The 17,724-nt window shown below is 65.6% G+C and carries 14 protein-coding genes; 2 read left to right on the plus strand and 12 right to left on the minus strand.

The features are described 5' to 3' along the window. Positions 1-16 precede the first annotated feature (16 nt). Positions 17-973 carry a homocysteine S-methyltransferase family protein gene (locus tag ABIG06_RS12985; RefSeq protein WP_370136928.1) on the plus strand — a complete coding sequence of 319 codons (957 nt, stop codon included), beginning with the start codon at positions 17-19 and terminating at the stop codon, positions 971-973. Positions 974-1,027: 54 nt separating this feature from the next. Here the strand turns inward: ABIG06_RS12985 and ABIG06_RS12990 are convergent, their stop codons facing one another. The 7 genes from ABIG06_RS12990 to ABIG06_RS13020 form a co-directional block, all read right to left on the minus strand. After that, positions 1,028-3,202 carry an OmpA family protein gene (locus ABIG06_RS12990; protein ID WP_370136929.1) on the minus strand — a complete coding sequence of 725 codons (2,175 nt, stop codon included), beginning with the start codon at positions 3,200-3,202 and terminating at the stop codon, positions 1,028-1,030. Positions 3,203-3,388: 186 nt separating this feature from the next. Continuing rightward, positions 3,389-3,628: a hypothetical protein gene (locus ABIG06_RS12995; protein ID WP_124163799.1), complete on the minus strand. Its 240-nt coding sequence runs from the start codon at positions 3,626-3,628 to the stop codon at positions 3,389-3,391. Then, a complete protein-coding gene (locus tag ABIG06_RS13000; protein ID WP_124163798.1) occupies positions 3,628-4,113 on the minus strand; it encodes a pyridoxamine 5'-phosphate oxidase family protein in 486 nt (161 codons plus the stop codon). The genes ABIG06_RS12995 and ABIG06_RS13000 overlap by 1 nt, the downstream gene beginning before the upstream one ends. Positions 4,114-4,178: 65 nt before the next feature. Beyond that, on the minus strand, positions 4,179-4,565 hold the full coding sequence (locus ABIG06_RS13005; protein ID WP_370136931.1) for a VOC family protein: 387 nt from the start codon (positions 4,563-4,565) through the stop codon (positions 4,179-4,181). A 205-nt stretch (positions 4,566-4,770) separates the two neighbouring features. Next, the gene (locus tag ABIG06_RS13010; protein ID WP_370136934.1) at positions 4,771-6,729 is read right to left on the minus strand and encodes an ABC transporter ATP-binding protein/permease; all 1,959 of its coding nucleotides are present in this window, start codon (positions 6,727-6,729) and stop codon (positions 4,771-4,773) included. Positions 6,730-6,751: 22 nt separating this feature from the next. Continuing rightward, positions 6,752-8,938: a hybrid sensor histidine kinase/response regulator gene (locus ABIG06_RS13015; RefSeq protein WP_370136936.1), complete on the minus strand. Its 2,187-nt coding sequence runs from the start codon at positions 8,936-8,938 to the stop codon at positions 6,752-6,754. 201 nt (positions 8,939-9,139) lie between these two features. After that, positions 9,140-10,753 (minus strand): GMC family oxidoreductase, encoded by a 1,614-nt coding sequence (locus tag ABIG06_RS13020; protein WP_370136938.1) that lies wholly within the window; start codon positions 10,751-10,753, stop codon positions 9,140-9,142. A 423-nt stretch (positions 10,754-11,176) separates the two neighbouring features. Between ABIG06_RS13020 and ABIG06_RS13025 the strand changes: the two genes are divergently transcribed. Beyond that, positions 11,177-12,340: a GAF domain-containing protein gene (locus ABIG06_RS13025; RefSeq protein ID WP_370136939.1), complete on the plus strand. Its 1,164-nt coding sequence runs from the start codon at positions 11,177-11,179 to the stop codon at positions 12,338-12,340. A gap of 137 nt (positions 12,341-12,477) precedes the next feature. Here ABIG06_RS13025 and ABIG06_RS13030 read toward each other — a convergent pair whose 3' ends face one another. The 5 genes from ABIG06_RS13030 to ABIG06_RS13050 form a co-directional block, all read right to left on the minus strand. Then, positions 12,478-13,260, minus strand: a complete 783-nt coding sequence (locus ABIG06_RS13030; protein WP_124163794.1) for a succinate dehydrogenase iron-sulfur subunit — start codon at positions 13,258-13,260, stop codon at positions 12,478-12,480. Positions 13,261-13,397: 137 nt separating this feature from the next. Next, positions 13,398-15,248 (minus strand): succinate dehydrogenase flavoprotein subunit, encoded by a 1,851-nt coding sequence (gene sdhA, locus ABIG06_RS13035; RefSeq protein ID WP_124163793.1) that lies wholly within the window; start codon positions 15,246-15,248, stop codon positions 13,398-13,400. 3 nt (positions 15,249-15,251) lie between these two features. Further along, complete coding sequence (gene sdhD / locus ABIG06_RS13040; RefSeq protein ID WP_199752446.1) at positions 15,252-15,626, minus strand: succinate dehydrogenase, hydrophobic membrane anchor protein; 375 nt, start codon at positions 15,624-15,626, stop codon at positions 15,252-15,254. A 38-nt stretch (positions 15,627-15,664) separates the two neighbouring features. Further along, entirely contained in the window at positions 15,665-16,063 is a 399-nt protein-coding gene (gene sdhC / locus ABIG06_RS13045; RefSeq protein WP_124163791.1) for a succinate dehydrogenase, cytochrome b556 subunit, read from the minus strand. 405 nt (positions 16,064-16,468) lie between these two features. Then, positions 16,469-17,707: a LysR family transcriptional regulator gene (locus ABIG06_RS13050; protein ID WP_424578294.1), complete on the minus strand. Its 1,239-nt coding sequence runs from the start codon at positions 17,705-17,707 to the stop codon at positions 16,469-16,471. Positions 17,708-17,724: the final 17 nt, after the last annotated feature.

A 17,724-nucleotide genomic window follows, 5' to 3' on the forward strand; every position in this document is an offset into this window, starting at 1 on the left:
AATGATGGAGCGATCAATGGCGAGATACAGAAACGATCTGCCGCAGCACCGCGGCGGCATCTTCCTGACCGATGGCGGCATGGAAACCACCCTGATCTTCCACCAAGGGCTGGAGCTGCCGCACTTCGCGGCATTCGTGCTGCTGAACAGCGCCGATGGTCGCGCGCATCTGAAGCGGTACTACGAAGCCTATCTCCGCATCGCGCGGCAGCATGGACTCGGCTTCGTGCTCGACAGTCCAACCTGGCGCGCCAATCCTGACTGGGGCGCCAGGCTCGGCTACGAGGCGGCCGGTCTCGAGTCCATCAACATGCGGTCCATCGGCTTCCTCGAGGAATTGCGCGGCGCCTGGGAGTCCCCCGGCATGCCTTGCGTCATCAGCGGCGCGATCGGTCCGCGAGGCGACGGCTACAAGGCCGGCAACATGGACGCGGCGGAGGCGGAAGCCTATCACGCGGCTCAGATCGCAGCCTTCGCCCTGGCCGGCGCCGACATGGTGACCGCGTTCACGTTGAACAGCATCAACGAGGCCGTCGGCGTGGTACGTGCAGCCAAGAGGCAGGAAATTCCGGTCGCGATCTCCTTTACGGTCGAGACCGATGGTCGCCTGATCAGGGGCGAGTCCCTGCGCGAGGCGATTAAAGCGGTCGACGATGCGACGGAGCATGCCTGCGAATATTTCCTGATCAATTGCGCGCACCCAATTCACTTCGAGGGTGCGCTCGCGGCCGGCGAGGCGTGGGTTCAGCGCATCCACGGCATCAGGGCCAATGCGTCCATCAAGAGCCATGCCGAGCTCGACGAGTCGGAGACGCTCGACAGCGGCGATCCCGTCGATCTCGGCCGCCGTTACCTCTCGCTCAGGCGCGCGTTTCCGCAGATGCGGATTCTCGGGGGCTGTTGCGGTACCGATCACCGGCACGTCGCGGCCGTTTGCGATGCCTGCCTGCCGCCAGAGACGATGTCCGCGTGATACGAATGAAATGGCCGGGAGCAATCCCGGCCATTTGTGCTTCTGGTTCGTGTTTCAGCGCGGCGGGGCCGTGCCGGGCGGGGGCGGCGGCAGCGAGGCCGTCCCGCCATTGAGCAGCGGCGTGATGCGGCGGACGGTGACGCGCCGGTTGATCACGCTCGGCCCTTGCGTCTGCTCCTTCAGATACTGCTCGCCATAGCCTTGCGACGTCAGGTTCTCCGCCGGGACACCGAACTGCTGCGTCAGCAATTCGGCTGCAGACTGCGCGCGACGGTCCGACAATGACAGATTGTCGACCTCGTTGCCGACCGCGTCGGTGTGCCCCTCGATCAGGAACACCTCGCGCGGGTTGCGCTGGATCGCACGGTTGAGGCCGTCGGCGATCACCTGCAGCCGGGCCGCCTGGTCCGGTGGGATGGTCCACGATCCCGTCTCGAAGTTGATCGTGTTGACGTCGATGCTTGGCATCTGCATGCGAACATTGGGGCTGTAGCGGATCTCGTCGAGCGAGTAGCGCCGATCGATCCGCTGCACCGGCGGTGCCTCCATGGTCTCGTAGATCACGTCCGGCGATGCCTCCTGAGCATCGACGATGTAGCGATCGTAGGGAATGCTCACGACCGGCGGCGGCACGTCGACATAGAAGCCGCCGACCGCGCGCGGATCGCGATAGCTGTTGTCGATGATGACGAGCTCCTGCCCGCGCGTGTCCCTGCGGATGCGGCGCAGCAGCCGGCCATCGGAGCCGACCACGGTGATGATCTCGCTGCCGTCGGGACGAATCACGATGGTGCGAGTCTCGCCGCCGACGGTGTCGGTGCGGATATCTCGGGCCCCATAGCGGAAGCGATAGAGATCGTTGCCGCGGACATAGGCCTGCCCGCCCGGATCGCGGACGATGATGCGATCCGGCTCGGTATAGATGGTGCGGCCGCCTTCGATGGTCTCGCGGCGCTGGTTGTGGAGATCGGCGATGGTGGCGCCGATCACGGCGCCGGCCACGACGCCCGCGCCGATCGCGAGCGGCGTGAGGTCACGCTGCGGCGGACGCGGCGGCGGCGGCAGCGGTGCTGCAACTGTGGGCGCGGCCCGGAACGCCGGCGCGACCGTCGGCGGCGCGTATTGCGCCCTGTCCGGCGGCGGCGCAGCGGCGGGCGTGCCAGGGACGACTGTCGGCGCCGCGGCGCCGGCAGGAGGCGCCGGCGGCCGGGCCGGGGCACCAGCCTGCGGGGGCACAGGCGGAGCTCCGGTCGCAGGCGCTCCCGCAGGCGGCGTGCCGCCCTGACGGCCGGGAGTCGGCGTAGCGGTCGGAGCCGGGGTTGCGCCAGGTGTGGGCGACGGGGCCGCGCCTGGACGCCCGGGTGGCGGCGTCGGGGCGACGGCGCCAGGTGCCGGTGGGGTCGTCGGTGTGGTCGTCGGAGCGGGCGTGGCACCCGGGCGACCAGCCGGCGGCGCGCCAGGCGTGCTGCCCGGAGCGGGCGTTGCCGTTGGAGCAGGCGTGGCTGTCGGAGCAGGTGTGGCGGTCGGAGCAGGTGCTCCCGGTCGTGCCGCCGGTGCGGCGGGCGCAGGAGTCGGCGTCGCGGTGGGCGCCGGCGCAGGCCGGCCCTGAGGAGCTGCTGCGGGCGGCGGGGCCGGTGGCGTCGGAGCCGGGCGGGCACCTGATGGTGCCGGAGGCGGCGTGTGCGGCTGTGCGGCGGGAGGCGGCGTCGGCGCGCGTGGCTGCGGAGTCGCCGCGGGAGGCGGTGCTGGCGGCGTGGGAGCCGGGCGCGCGGCAGGCGGCGCCGGAGGAGGCGGTGTCGGGGCGTGCTGCTGCGGCGCCGCAGCTGGCGGCGGCGAAGGCTGCTTCTGGGCGGGCGGGGGCGGCGAGGGTTGTTTCGGAGCGGCCGGCGGCGGTGGGGGCGGCGGAGGCGCCGGACGGGCCGCAGGAGGAGGCGGTGGTGGTGGCGGCGCTGCCGGCCGTGCCGGTGCGGCTGCCGGCGGGGGCGCTGCGGGCGGGTGGGGCGGTGCTGCCGCGGGCGGCGGCGCCGCCGGACGCGCGGGTGCTGCAGGCGGAGCGGCCGCAGGCGGTCCCTTCGGCGGCTGCTTCGGTTTTCCGTCAGGACCCGTCTCTTGAGGCTGGGCCTGAGCGACCACGAGCGGCGAAGCGCCTTGCGCATGCGATGCGGTGTTTGCCAATTGCATCGCGGTCAGAGCCGTCGTCGCAAGCAGCACGAAACGAAGGTTGGTCATGGTGGTGAACTTCCCCGGAAGGTTCTTTGACGAAGTGTTGTGATCAACAGCTACGCGTTAGGCCGCATTGTGGCGGCATATGCGATCGCAGCTCGATTTATTTCTGCACGCAGATCATCTCATTATGGCGATGTTCATTGCGCATTCAGATGCTGGTTGCAATCGCCTTACATGTGATTGGAGAGATCATGCGTGATCCCGCGGCATTGCATCTGTCGCAGGATTCGGAGTGAGTGGCCCATTCGGTCCGCGCGATGGAATCTCTTCGGGCATGCGGCCCGGCAATTCGTCGGGGCGCGGTGATTCGCCTGGCTCACGAACCGGCGGTGTGATCTCAGGTTGCGGATTGCCAGGGGGAATTCCGGGCGGCGGCTCTGTTGGCGTCCCTGGTGTCGACGGCGGAATCTCGGGCGGTTCAATCGGCATCACATCGAGACCTTGCGGTTCTCACCGATATCGGGACGTGTGTTCGTGACGGCTGCGGCTGCCATCTTCACGTAGGAGATCACCGTCCCCGGCGAGTCCCAGAATTCGGCGTCGTCAGGCGTAACCTTGAGCACGCGGATGTTGGGATCTTCCGCAGAGTCCCACCACGCTTTGGCCGGCGTCGAGAACAGCTCCTTGATCTTGGCACGGTCGTTGGAGACGACGGCAGTGCCGGTCAGCGACACATATTTCTGGCTGCCGGCATCCGCGAACGACAGGTTGATGGACGGGTTGCGCGCGATTTCCTCATCCTTGTGACGCCGAGCATCGGTGAGGAAAAAAATCGTGTTCGCTTCGCGGTCGAGACAGGCGCTCATCGGCCGCGCGCGGAGCTTGTCACCGTCGCGCGTGACCAGCATCGCGAAGCCGATTTTCTGCATCAGACCCCAGACGCGATCGACGTCGCCGGCATTGTCGTTGGCCATGTCGTGCTCCTTTTCGCAAGGAACGATAACGGCCTGCCCGGAACGATGTTCCTGTCGAATCTTTCCTATTCCGGCTCGTGGCAAACGGCCTCGATATTGTGACCGTCAGGGTCGAGCACGAACGCGCCGTAGTAGTTCGGGTGGTAATGCGGGCGAATGCCGGGCGAACCGTTGTCGCAACCGCCGGCCGCGATTGCGGCCTTGTAGAAGGCGTCGACCGTGGCACGGTCCTTAGCGCGAATGGCGACATGCACCGGCTTGTTCATGGCGCCTTCGCCGCCGATCCAGAAATCGGGCTTGCCCTCGGCGCCGAAGCCTGCGGCGGAAGCGTGCCCGGTCTGCTCTGCCGTGACCTCCATGATCAGGCTGTAGCCGAGCGGCGCCAGCGCCGTCGCGTAGAACGCTTTCGCGCGTTCATAGTCGGAGACCGAGATACCCAGATGGTCGATCATCGCAACCTCCCTTGTTCGTCCCTGTCAGCATGACAGCAGTGTATTGCTTCGGGTCATGCCAAGCCAAAGGCTTCATTGCCAGCGGCGCATGCATAACCGGTTTTGATGAGGGCTCCAACGCTCGATGCGGGCAACAGATCTCCCGGTCGCCCCGGATCGGTGCGCGTTTAGGCGTGCCTGTCCGGGACGACGAAGAGAGAAAACCTTACGCCGCCTTTTTCGGCGGCGCCTTGCGCTGGCGCAGGAAGCGGCCGAGCAGCTTGCGCTTGCCCTTGCGCGGAATCAGATCGATGTCGCTGACGAGCTTGGCGCCGCCCTTGCGCCGCTCCAGCACGATTTTGCGGCTGTGGAAGGCCTCCAGCTCGGCGCGATGTGCGACGCTGACGATCGTCGCCTTCGGCAGCTCGTCGGTGATCATCTTCATCATCTTGTCCTGGCTCTTCTCGTCGAGCGCCGAGGTCGCCTCATCGAGCACGACGATGTCGGGATTGTGCAGCAGCAGCCGCGCGAAGGCGAGGCGCTGCTTCTCGCCGCCGGACAGCGTCTGGTCCCAAGGTCCTTCCTCCTCGATCTTCTCCTTGAGATGATCGAGGCCGACCTTGTGCAGGGCGTTGCCGATCTCATCCACCGTCCAGTGGTCGGCGGCGCCGGGATAGGCGACAGCGCGGCGCAGAGACCCCGAAGGCACGTAAGGCCGCTGCGGCAGCATGAACAGGCGGCGGTCGGCATGGAAGTTGACGCCGCCCCCGCCCCATGGCCACAGGCCTGCGATGGCGCGCACCAGCGTGCTCTTGCCGGTGCCGGATTCGCCGGCGACCAGCAGCCGCTCGCCGGGCTCGATCACGACCTCGGTCTCGCCGACCACGGCGGTGCCGTCGTCGAGCGTGACGGAGAGGTCCCTCAGCTCCAGCATGGCGTCATTGCGCGTCTCGCCGCGCTTGATGCGGCCAAGGCCATCGCCCTGCTCGGCGCGTTCGAGACCGTCGAGCGACATCATCAGCGAGGCGATGCGGCGCGCACAGGCGTTCCAGTCGGCCAGCCGCGGATAATTGTCGACCAGCCAGCCGAACGCGCTCTGCACGATGGTGAAGGCGGAGGCCGCCTGCATCACCTGTCCGAGCGTCATGCTGCCGTCGAGGAATTTTGGCGCGCACAGCAGCAGCGGCACCACCGGCGCAACCAGGCTCGATCCCTGCGACACCAGCGTGGTGCGCATGTGCTGGCCGGCGAGTCGCGCCCATTGCCGCAGCACGCGGGTCAAATTGCGGTCGATTCCGTCGCGCTCTTCCTGTTCCCCGCCGAGCAGCGCGATGCTCTCGCCGTTCTCACGCACGCGCGTCAGCGTGTAGCGGAAATCGGCTTCGGCCCGGTTCTTGTCCTCGGAGACCTGGACGAAGCGCCGACCGATCACCAGGATCGAGCTCGACGCAATCGCTGCGTACAGGATCGCGGCGATCACGAGGAAGCCGGGGATGGTGATGGCCGAGCCGCCAAGCGTGACGGTGAGCGCGCCGCCGATGGTCCAGAGCACGACGATGAAAGTTATGGCCGACAGCAGCGCGGACGTCACGCCGGCGAGGAAATCGACCGGAGAGTCGGTCGCAATCCGCAGATCCTCGGCGATCCGGTATTCGGGATTGTCGTGGTCTCCGCCGACGAGGTTGAGCTGGTAGTAACGGCCGTTCTTGAGCCAACGGGTCAGCACGCTCGCCGTGAGCCAGGCCCGCCAGCGCCGCTGGATGCCCATGCGCGCGAACACCTGCGCCACTGCGAGCACGATGCTGCCGATCGCGAGAGGGAAGAACACGGCCGTGAGATAGAAGACACTCGCCGCATCGCGCTTCTCGATAGCGTCGAAGATCGCGCGATTCCAGACATTGATGCCGTATTGGAAGCCGACCGTCAGTACGATCAGCAGGCCGAGACCGATCGAAAGCGGCCAGGCGAGGCGGTCGCCCTTGCGGCCCCAAAAGCCGCGGGCGCTGATCCAGAACCGCGTCAGCAGATAATCCTTGCGGGCCTGCTCGGCTTCCTCGGGGGAGAGTTCGGGGTCGGGTTCGAGCAGCTCGGGCGGGGGCGGTGCCACGTCATCGCCGTTCTCGCCTTTGATCTCCACAATGGGCGGCTTCTTGCCTTGTTCGCGCGTTGTGGCCGGCTTGTGCATGGGCGGACAACGCACAAGGAAATCAGTCGGTTCCCTTCGGTTCCGGCCGCCGGTTTCGCTCCGCGGCGCCGTCGTGGACGTGCCGCAGTTGCGCGGCCCGGTGCAGAACGCGCGACAATTCCTCGATCGAATAGGGCTTTTGCACGAGATCGCAGCCGGCCGCGCCCTGTTGTGACAGGGCCTGGCTGTAGCCCGTGGTCAGCACGACAGGCACGGCGATGCCGCGCTCGCGGATCGCCTGTACCAGATCGAGCCCGGTCATCCCTGGCATCACCACGTCCGAGAACACGACGTCGAAGCGATCCGCGCCCACGACGAGCTCGGCAAGTGCATCGGCGGCGTTATCGACCAGCGTGATGCCGTAGCCGAGCTCGGTGAGGCCATCGGCGGCGAAATTGGCAAGCTCGATATTGTCCTCGACCACCAGCACCGAAATGCCGGTGCCGGCCGCCGCCGGCGCAGTCGTGGGCGCCTCGCGCTGCGGCAGCAGCTCCGGCGGCACCCGCGGCAGATAGAGCGAGAAGGTGCTGCCGTGCCCCACCTCGCTCGTAACAGTCACTTCGCCGCCGGACTGCCGGGCGAAGCCGAACACCTGGGACAGGCCGAGACCGGTGCCATGGCCGATCTGCTTGGTGGTGAAGAACGGCTCGAAGATGCGCCCGAGCCGTGCGGCGGGAATGCCGACACCGGTGTCGCTGACGGTGACGCGGACGAAGCCATGGCTTGCCATGGTCTGGTTGGCCGAATGCTGCGCCGGCGCGTCCGGAGCGGTCGTTGCGGCCTCGACCTCGAAGACGATTTTTCCTTTGCCCTGCATGGCATCGCGCGCGTTGGTCGCCATGTTGATCAGAGCGGTCTCGAACTGGCCGGCATCGGCATTGACGAGACACAGCTCCGCCGGCAGCTGCATGACGATCTCGATCCCGGGGCCCAGCAGCGTGGCGAGCATGTCGTGCAGCGACTGCACCCGCGCACCGACGTCGAACAGTTCGGGCTTCAGGGTCTGGCGCCGCGCGAAGGCGAGCAGCTGCGAGGTCAGCTTGGCCGCGCGCGCCACCGAATCCGCAATTGCCGTGATGTAGCGCTGTCGGCGCTCCTCCGTCAGTTGCGGCCGGTTCAAGAGGTCGACCGAGGCGCGGATCACGGTCAGGAGGTTGTTGAAGTCGTGCGCGACGCCGCCGGTGAGCTGCCCGAGCGCCTCCAGGCGCTGGCTGTGCTTGAGCGCCTCCTCGGCCTCGCGCCGCTTCGCAGCTTCTGCCTGAAGGTGCCGGGTGCGCCGCAATGCGAGCGTCAGCAACAGAAACAGAAGCGCGGTGGCGGGAACGCCGAACACCAGATGCTGGCCCATAGTAGCGAACCAGCGCGCGCGGATCGCCGAGGTCTCGAGCCCGGCGCTGACATAGATCGGATATTCGGCGACACGTCGGTAGGCGATGCGCCGCTCGATCCCGTCCGAGGGCCAGGCGACGGTGATGAGGCCGTGCTCGGGTTGAGCCGAGATCTTCTGGCCCAGCGGTCCGGCCGGATCGAGCCGAAGCTCGCGGTCGAGCCGGGGAAAATGGGCGAGCATCGCGCCGTCGGTGCGTCCCATCGCGAAGAAGCTGCCGGGATCGGATCCGATCCTGGCGTAGAAACTCTCGAAATATTCCGGCAGCACGGAAGCCTGGATCACGCCGATGAAGCGGCCGTCGTCGGATTCGCGTCGGCGGCTGACGCCAAAGAAGCGGGCGCCCTGATAGGGCGGGCGCGGCGTCAGCGCCGCGCCGATGAAACGGCCGATGCTCTGGTCGACGTGGGCATAAAAATAATCGCGATCGGCAAAACCGAGGTCCGGCGGCGGCGACGCAAGGCTGTTGACCAGCGCTTTTCCGTCCGCGTCGAAGATCCAGGCCGATTTGAGCTGGGGCAGCGCATTGGTCAGCCGCTTGAGGCGGCGATGCAGCTCCGGCTCCCGCGCGCGGATGACGTCGTCGGAAAGCCCGCGAACGACCTCGTTGAGCTCGGCAAGGCTGCGGTCGATGGTCTCGAACACCTTGAGCGCGTGCTCATGCGCGATGGCGACCGTGCGCTCGATCTCGCGGTCGGCGATATCGTTGGTCGATCTGTAGGAGATCGCGGCGGCAACGACAAATAGCGCAATCGGCAGCGCCAGGGATGCCGCCATCATCCACTGCAACAGCCTCAGCGAATTGCGTTGCGCCCTTTGCACGGCTCCTGTCCCTGATCGCCAGCTTAACTGAGTTTCGCGCAAGGAAGGAAGCCGATTATCTATATAATCTATGGTTGCAGTCCCATGAATCACGCGGCGGGATGGTCCCGCCGGACCGGCGCGATAGCCCCCTCGCAGCTCTGTCGAGGGGGGCACGTCAGGTGAGGCGGCTTACAAGCCGCCGTTCGGGGAGACTGGCGGTCAGATATCGTGCTCGTCGCGCAGCGCGCGTGCCGCCTTCTCTCCGATGATGACGCAGGGCGCCATCGTGTTCCCGGTGGTGATCCGCGGCATCACCGAACCGTCGGCGATGCGAAGCCGGTCGATGCCGTAGACCTTGAGCTTGCCATCGACCACGGACATCGCGTCACGCCCCATCTTCGCCGAGCATGTCTGATGCCAGTAGGTCACCGCGGAGTCGCGCACGAAGCGTTCCATCTCGGCGCCACCGAGAGGGCCGGGCATCGACTCGCGCGCCACCAGCGGCTCGAAGGCGCGGGTATTGCCGAGCGCACGGCAGATATCGACGCAGGCGATCGCCGTCTTCACATCGTCAGGATGCGACAGCATGTTGGCTTCGATCCGCGGCGTCGCAAGCGGCTCGGCGTTTCGGAGCCTGACCCTGCCTCGGCTCTTCGGCAAAGCGAGGCCGGCGAACATCGTCCAGCCGTGGGCAGGCGCCCGGCTGGCCGTCTCGGGGCTCGGCACCGGAAACTCGACCTGGCAGAACAGCAGGTCGGGAGACTTGAGCGCGGAATCGGATTTCCAGTAGAGCGTCGCCCCATTGCCGGTGTTGCGCGGCGCGATCGGCTCGCGATATTCCCAGATGCATCCGAACGATACGTGATCCTGCAGGTTCTGCCCGACACCGGGCAGGTGCTGGACCACGGGTATACCAAACGTTCGTAGCTCGTTCTCGTCGCCGATGCCGGAGCGCATCAGCACGGACGGTGTCTGTATTGCACCGAGCGCGAGCACCACCTCCCTGGACGCGTTGATCCGCAATGTCCTGCCGTCACGCACCGCCTCGACGCCGACGGCCCTCCCGCATTCGAGCAGGACGCGGCAGACCTGCGTGCCGGTCAGCAGGGTGAGATTGGGCCGATCGAGATAGGGATAGGTATAGGCGCGGAAGATGGAATGGCGTTTGCCGTTCCGGACCAGGATATCTGTAACGGCGCAGCCGCCTTCGCCCTCCATCATCTCACCATTGGCGCTTTCGAAAGTCGGAATACCGATCTCCTCCGCTGCATCGAGCATGGCCAGGGCGGCTGGACCGGGAGCCGGTGACGGCTGGACGAAGACGGGGCCCCCGGTACCGCGATGGCGTGGATCGGGCTTGCCTTGCCAGTTCTCGATCTGCCGGAAGATCTTCGAGACTGCCTCGTAATTCCAGGATTGATCGCCGGTTTCCGCGGCGAAGAAATCCCAATCACTGCGGTGACCCCGCGCCCACAGCATCACATTGATGCTGGAGCCGCCGCCGAGAACCTTGCCCATCGACATCGGAAGCGCACGGCCGTTCAAATGCGGATTGGGCTCTGCGACAAAGCCCCAATCGGTCGCGCTCCCGAGGTTGCCCGGCCATGCCGCCGGCTCCATGACGGTCGGCACCTCGTCGCTTCCCCCTGCTTCGATCAGCAGAACAGTGACAGAGGGATTTTCGGCAAGGCGGCGCGCAACGACCGACCCGGAGCTGCCAGCGCCGCAAACGACGAAGTCGTAACTGCCGCTGGAATTTTCGTTGAGACGACGCTGATTGGCAGCAGCGCGGTCAGCAAACTCCGGCAGATCGGAAGGCAGAAAGTCACTCATGGGATGCTCCAGACAAGTCGGCGATGCGGGGGACGCAGCGCGCCGGGGAAGACGGCGGTGAGGGAGATGAAGAGGGGGGCGTCGCCGGGACGAAGCTCGGTCGGGAGGCGTCACGGATCGCGACATTCCCGTGATTGAGGGTGTGTGGAGTGGCCAGCTACGCCCCGGTCCGGCCTGCGCGAGGACGATTCGCAGGATGGAACAGGGCCAGAGCCCGGCTTCTTCCAGAGGAAGACGTGGGTCTCGGCAGCTCGCATCCGCCATGCAGTGCGAAGCCAGCCTATCAGATTTATCAAATCTATCGTTATCATCAAATCTATCAAAATAGCAGCCATCTACACTTGTCAACACAAGTGGGAGCACGACATTGTGAGGTCTGGGACGAGGACGGTTGGCGCGCGGTCGGGGGTAAAGATGGATGGTATGGCCAAGGACATTCTGACGACGGCGGAGGCTGCCAAGATACTGGGCGTCTCCGTCCGCACGGCGCAGCTTCTGATCGAAGGCGGCTCGATCCCGTCTTGGAAAACCCCGGGGGGCCACCGCCGCGTCTACCGCCGCGACGTTCTCGGGCTGATCGCCGGCTCCGGCGAGCCGCCGATGCTTGCTTCCGCCCGGGTGATCCTCATTGCGCGGCAAGAACGCATGGCCGATTACAAAGCGGCCTTGGCGAAGGTGGATTTCTGTGTCGTCGAGAGTTACTCGGACATCTACGCAGCGCTGCTTGCGATCGGCACGCGGTTGCCGGCCGCCGTTGTGATCGAAGCCGAAACATCGGACGCCAGCAGACTCGCCATGTTGGAGAGCCTGCGCGCCGATCCATCACTCGGCAGTACCGGGATCCTTGTCGTCGGGCGCTCGGCTGAAATCCGGCGATCAGGCGGGGGCGGGCCCGGCTCCAGAATGACGGTGTTCGTCGACGAATTGCCGGCGTTGCCTGCGGCAATCGAAACCGTTTTCAAAGCCGCCGTCGGATACCCCCTTCCGTTCGAGACGCCGCCTTCCTTTCCCTTCCCGGACAATGAGGGCCAGCGGCTTCTCGCACTCGAACGCTCTGGTCTCGTCGACACGCCGCCTGAAGATTCTTTCGATCGCCTGACCTGGCTGGCGGCGCGCAGCCTTGATGCTCCCGTGGCACTGCTGACGATGCTGACCCCGACCCGACAATGGTTCAAGTCGCGTTATGGGCTCGACATGGTCGATACGCCGCGCGGCTGGGCGTTCTGCAACTACACCATTCTGCAGAAGGGTATCATGGTCGCCGAGAACCTCGCGACCGACTTGCGTTTTGCGGAGAATCCGGCGGTGAAGGGTGAGCTGGGGTTTCGGTTCTACGCTGGCTGCCCAGTGAGCGATCCCGACGGCTTTACCCTGGGGTCGCTCTGCGTGATCGACACTCGGCCACGCGTGCTGGACGAAACGCAGAAGCAGATCCTTGCCAATCTCGCCGCGCTCGCCTCGGACGAGATCAAGTTGCGCGCCACGGATCGCCAACTGCGCTGGGCAATCGAACGCGCGAATTCAAAACCTGGCGCGGCGGCAGCGTCGCCCCTGCCTGGCACCAAGCGTGTAGTGGAGCATCAATAAAGCGCGACGGGGATCGGGTGATCGACGTCGCGCTTGGATCGTTGTTCGAGAATAATTTTAAGCCTCGGTTCTGATTCGATCAGAACCGACAACGCTCGGGGCCGCAGACAGACGCGTCGTCGCTCACACAGGGCCAATCAGATCTGGCGCTCGACCATCTTGAGCTTGAGCTCGGCGATGGCTTCCGCCGGGTTCAGTCCCTTCGGGCACGCCTTGGCGCAGTTCATGATGGTGTGGCAGCGGTAGAGGCGGAACGGATCCTCGAGATTGTCGAGCCGCTCGCCGGTGGCCTCGTCGCGGGAATCGGAGACCCAGCGGTTGGCCTGGAGCAGCGCGGCGGGCCCGAGATAGCGCTCGCTGTTCCACCAATAGCTCGGGCACGAGGTCGAGCAGCAGGCGCACAGGATGCACTCGTAGAGGCCATCGAGCTTCTCGCGGTCCTGGTGGCTCTGGCGCCATTCCTTCTGCGGCGTCGGCGAGGTCGTCTTCAGCCAGGGCTCGACCGAAGCATACTGGGCGTAGAAATTGGTGAGATCCGGGACGAGGTCCTTCACCACGGGCTGGTGCGGCAGCGGATTGATCTTCACCGCGCCGTCCTTCACGTCGTGCATCGAGCGGGTGCAGGCCAGCGTGTTCTGGCCGTCGATGTTCATCGCGCAGGAGCCGCAGACGCCTTCACGGCAGGAGCGGCGGAAGGTCAGCGACGGGTCGATGTGGTTCTTGATCCAGATCAGGCCGTCCAGCACCATCGGACCGCAATCATTGGTGTCGACGTAATAGGTGTCGACGCTCGGATTCTTGCCGTCATCCGGATTCCAGCGATAGACCTTGAACTCGCGGAGCTCGGTCGCCCCCGCGGGCTTCGGCCAGGTCTTGCCACCGGAAATCTTCGAGTTCTTCGGAAGTGCGAATTCAACCATAAGTCCTGCCTCTGGTTTTCCGCGTCATTGCCGGGCTTCACCCGGCAATCCATCCCTCTTTTCGAAAGATGGATGCGCGGGGCATCAGGTTTGAAGACGTCGCTTCGCGCCTTTTGCCCGCGCATGACGAGTCCTGATCAATACACGCGCGCCTTCGGCGGGATGTACTGCACGTCGTTGGTCATGGTGTAGTCGTGAACCGGGCGATACTCGATCCTGACCTTGCCGGCATCGTCCAGCCAGGCCAGCGTGTGCTTCATCCAGTTCTTGTCGTCGCGCTCGGAGAAGTCCTCGCGGGCATGGGCGCCGCGGCTCTCGGTGCGGTTGGCGGCCGAGTTCATCGTCACCACCGCCTGAGAGATCAGATTGTCGAATTCGAGCGTCTCGACGAGGTCCGAATTCCACACCAGCGAGCGGTCGGACACGGCGATGTCGGTAATGCCGCTGTGGACCTTCGCGATCAGGTTCTGGCCCTCGCTCAAGACTTCGCCGGTGCGGAACACCGCGCAATTGTTCTGCATCACATGCTGCATGCCTTCGCGCAGCTTCGCGGTCGGCGTGCCGCCGGAGGCGTAGCGGTAATGGTCGAGGCGGCCGAGCGCCATCTCGGCCGAGTTCGCCGGCAGCTCGGGCTGCTTGCCATTCGGCGTCAGCTTCTCGGCGAGGCGGAGCGCTGCGGCGCGGCCGAACACGACGAGGTCGATCAGCGAGTTGGACCCGAGGCGGTTGGCGCCGTGCACGGAGACGCAGGCGGCTTCGCCGATCGCCATCAGGCCGGGGATCACCGCGTTGTCGTCGCCATCCTTCTTGGTCAGGACTTCGCCGTGATAGTTCGTGGGAATGCCGCCCATGTTGTAGTGCACCGTCGGCACGATCGGGATCGGCTCGCGCGTCACGTCGACATTGGCGAAGATCTTTGCGGATTCGGAGATGCCCGGCAGGCGCTCGGCCAGCACGGCGGGATCGAGATGGTCGAGATGCAGGAAGATGTGATCCTTCTTCTTGCCGACGCCGCGTCCCTCGCGGATCTCGATCGTCATCGCGCGCGAGACCACGTCGCGCGAGGCAAGGTCCTTCGCCGACGGCGCATAGCGCTCCATGAAGCGCTCGCCCTCGGAGTTGACGAGATAGCCGCCCTCGCCGCGCGCGCCTTCGGTGACGAGGCAGCCCGAGCCGTAGATGCCGGTCGGGTGGAACTGCACGAATTCCATGTCCTGCAGCGGCAGGCCGGCGCGCAGCACCATGCCGCCGCCGTCCCCGGTGCAGGTGTGCGCCGAGGTGCAGGAGGCGTAGGCGCGGCCGTAGCCGCCGGTCGCGAGGATCACGGTCTGGGCGCGGAAGCGGTGCAGCGTGCCGTCGTCGAGCTTGAGCGCGATGACGCCGCGGCAGGTGCCCTGGTCGTCCATGATCAGGTCGATGGCGAAGAATTCGATGAAGAACTCGGCCGCGTGGCGCAGCGACTGGCCGTACATCGTGTGCAGCATCGCGTGGCCGGTGCGGTCGGCGGCGGCGCAGGTGCGCTGCGCCTGGCCTTTGCCGTAGTCCATGGTCATGCCGCCGAACGGGCGCTGGTAGATCTTGCCGTCCTCGGTGCGCGAGAACGGCACGCCCCAATGCTCGAGCTCGTAGACCGCCTCGGGCGCGTTGCGCACCATGTATTCGATCGCGTCCTGGTCGCCCAGCCAGTCCGACCCCTTCACGGTGTCGTACATGTGCCAGCGCCAGTCGTCCTTGTGCATGTTGCCGAGCGAGGCGGAGATGCCGCCCTGCGCCGCAACCGTGTGCGAGCGGGTCGGAAACACTTTTGTGATGCAGGCGGTGCGCAGTCCGGCCTCGCTGCAGCCGACCACCGCGCGCAGGCCGGCGCCGCCGGCACCGACCACGACGACGTCATAGGTGTGGTCTTCGATCGGATAGGCTTTGCCGTTGGTGGCGGGAGCGCCGTTGCCCGTGCCATTCGTTGTGGCGGCCGATGTTCCGGTAACCATGGGTTACACTCCGGAGGAAAGTTTCAGGATCGCGTAGGTCGAGGCGAGTGCCACGGCGATCGAGAAGAAGTTGTTGAGCATGATCGCGGTGAGCTTCAGCTTCTCGTTATGGACGTAGTCCTCGATCACCACCTGCATCCCGATCTTCATGTGCCAGGCGCTGGCGGCGATGAAGAGCAGGAGAATCACCGCGATGGGCAGCGAGCCGAGGATCTGCGCGGCGCCGGCCTGGTTGCGGCCGAGCAGCATCATCACGATGACCACGACCGGAATCATCAGCAGCGTCATGGCAACGCCGGTGATGCGCTGGCGCCAGAAATCGGAGGTGCCTGAATGCGCCGCACCGAGATTGCGGACGCGGCCGAGCGGGGTGCGCATGGATGGCGGCTTCGGAGAGCCGTGGGATTCGGTGTAGCTCATCGTCCGCCTCCGATTGCATAGGCGATGATCCAGATCAGCACCGTCAGCACGATGCCGCCGATCAGCGCGCCCCAGGTCAGGGCTTCGCGCTCGTTGGCCTTGAAGCCGTAGCCGAGGTCCCACACGAAATGCCGGATGCCGCTCAGCATATGGTGCATCAGCGCCCAGGTGTAGCCGAACACGATCAGGCGGCCGATGATGCTGCCGGTGAAGGCCTGGACGTGGGCGTAGGCGGCTGGACCGGAGGCGGCTGCGATCAGCCACCAGGCCAGCAGCAGCGTTCCGGCGTAAAGTGCGATGCCGGTGGCACGGTGAACGATGGACAGCGCCATCGTCAGGGTCCAGCGATAGGTTTGGATGTGCGGCGAAAGCGGTCGTTCGATCCGTGCGGTCATGGGCGGCTTTTGATGTTTGTTGCGGCCCAGCATGGGGCGCGCGGGGATCGCGAAAGGTCGGCTCTATTTACGGAGTCGATTTGGCCTGCGCAATCACCAAATCGCCATAAATCGAACCTCGGTTCATCTCTACAGCCTTGATGAAACAAGTCCAATCAGCAGCTTGGTATACCAGGACCTCGCTCCGCCAACGAAGAAACGAATATTACTTCATAATATTGGCTGGAGCCGCGGCGCGTTGAAATTGCTATTGGAACACCTCTAAACGGACCATGCCATCCAAACCGGGCAGAGATCGGCCAAAGACGTCGCCAGCCCTGTTCTCGCGACCGCCAACCGTCCTTCTCACCGTCCGATTTGATCCCGCCCGGATATGCGCCCCCTGCATTCCACCCGCCACAGAGATCACCGGCTGAGCGGATCGCTTCTGCGCCACCGCGCGACCAGGAAATCGATGAAGGCGCGAATCTTCGTCGAGCCTAGGCGCGACGGCTGATACAGCGCGTGCAGCGGCGCCGGCGCCGGCTCGTGCGCGCCCAACAGACGTCGCAGCCGTCCTTCCGCCAGCTGCCTCTCCACCTGCCATGACGGTACGCGGATGATTCCTGCGCCGTTCTCGGCGGCGGCGGCGAGCGCATCGAGACTGTTGATCCAGAGCCGTCCCGAGATGCGGACTCGCGTTCCGCCATTCGCCTCGCGGCCGAATCGCCAGGTTGCCGCACCCGGCGCGTCGGAAAACACCAGGCAATCATGTTGCGCCAGGTCCGCCGGCGTCTCCGGTTCGCCGCGGCGTGCGAGGTAATCTGGCGAGGCGCAGTGAATCATCTGCACCTCCGCGAGCTTTCGCATCACCAGTTGCGAATCCGGCATGCGCCCGACGCGAAGCGCCAGGTGGACGTCCTCCTCGATCAAATCGACGTTGCGATCGACCAACAGCAGGTCCACGGAGAGGGATGGATAGGCGCGCAGGAAGTCGCCGAGCAGCGGCGCGATCAGCAGACGTCCCATCAATGTCGGCGCGCTGACCCGAAGCCGTCCCGACGGCTCGCGGCGATTTCCGGCCAGCCCCTCCTCGATCTCCCTGAGCTCGCCCAGGATCGATTTGGCGCGCTCGTAGAGCATGCGCCCATCCTCCGTGAGCGCGAGCTGTCGCGTCGTCCGCATCAAGAGGCGCGTGCCGAAATGCCGCTCGAGCGCGGAAATCTGCCGGTACGTCAGCGAGCTCGGTAATGATCGCGCCGCCGCCGACAGGCTGCCGGCGTCCACGGCCCGCACAAAGGTCGCCATCGCCGCAATCTGGTCCATCGCCATCCTTCCGCATTTCGCAAGGAAGTATCCCGGTTGCGAGAGATATCGCCGCAAAACGGGAGAGTCTAATTTTGCCAGATACCAAGCAGTTGGGGACCAACCATGCCCACCCATGTCAGTCTGACGTCCATCCCCCATCGGCGCACCGCGCGCGGCCTCCATACCGTCCTGCCCGGCGACCTGTTTCCGTTGCTGGTGTTCTCGCTGGTCGGCGTCGCCATCGACGGTCTCGCGGCGCTTGGTACTTATGATCCGCAAGGCCCAGGCTTCGCGGGCCTCCTTCTGGTCATCGCCGCGCCCGTCCTCGGCGCTGCCGCAGCCGTCTGTGCCACCCATCCGCGAGAACTGCCGAC

Origin of the sequence: Bradyrhizobium sp. USDA 326, from assembly GCF_049739485.1 — a bacterium.
Taxonomy (GTDB): Bacteria; Pseudomonadota; Alphaproteobacteria; order Rhizobiales; family Xanthobacteraceae; genus Bradyrhizobium.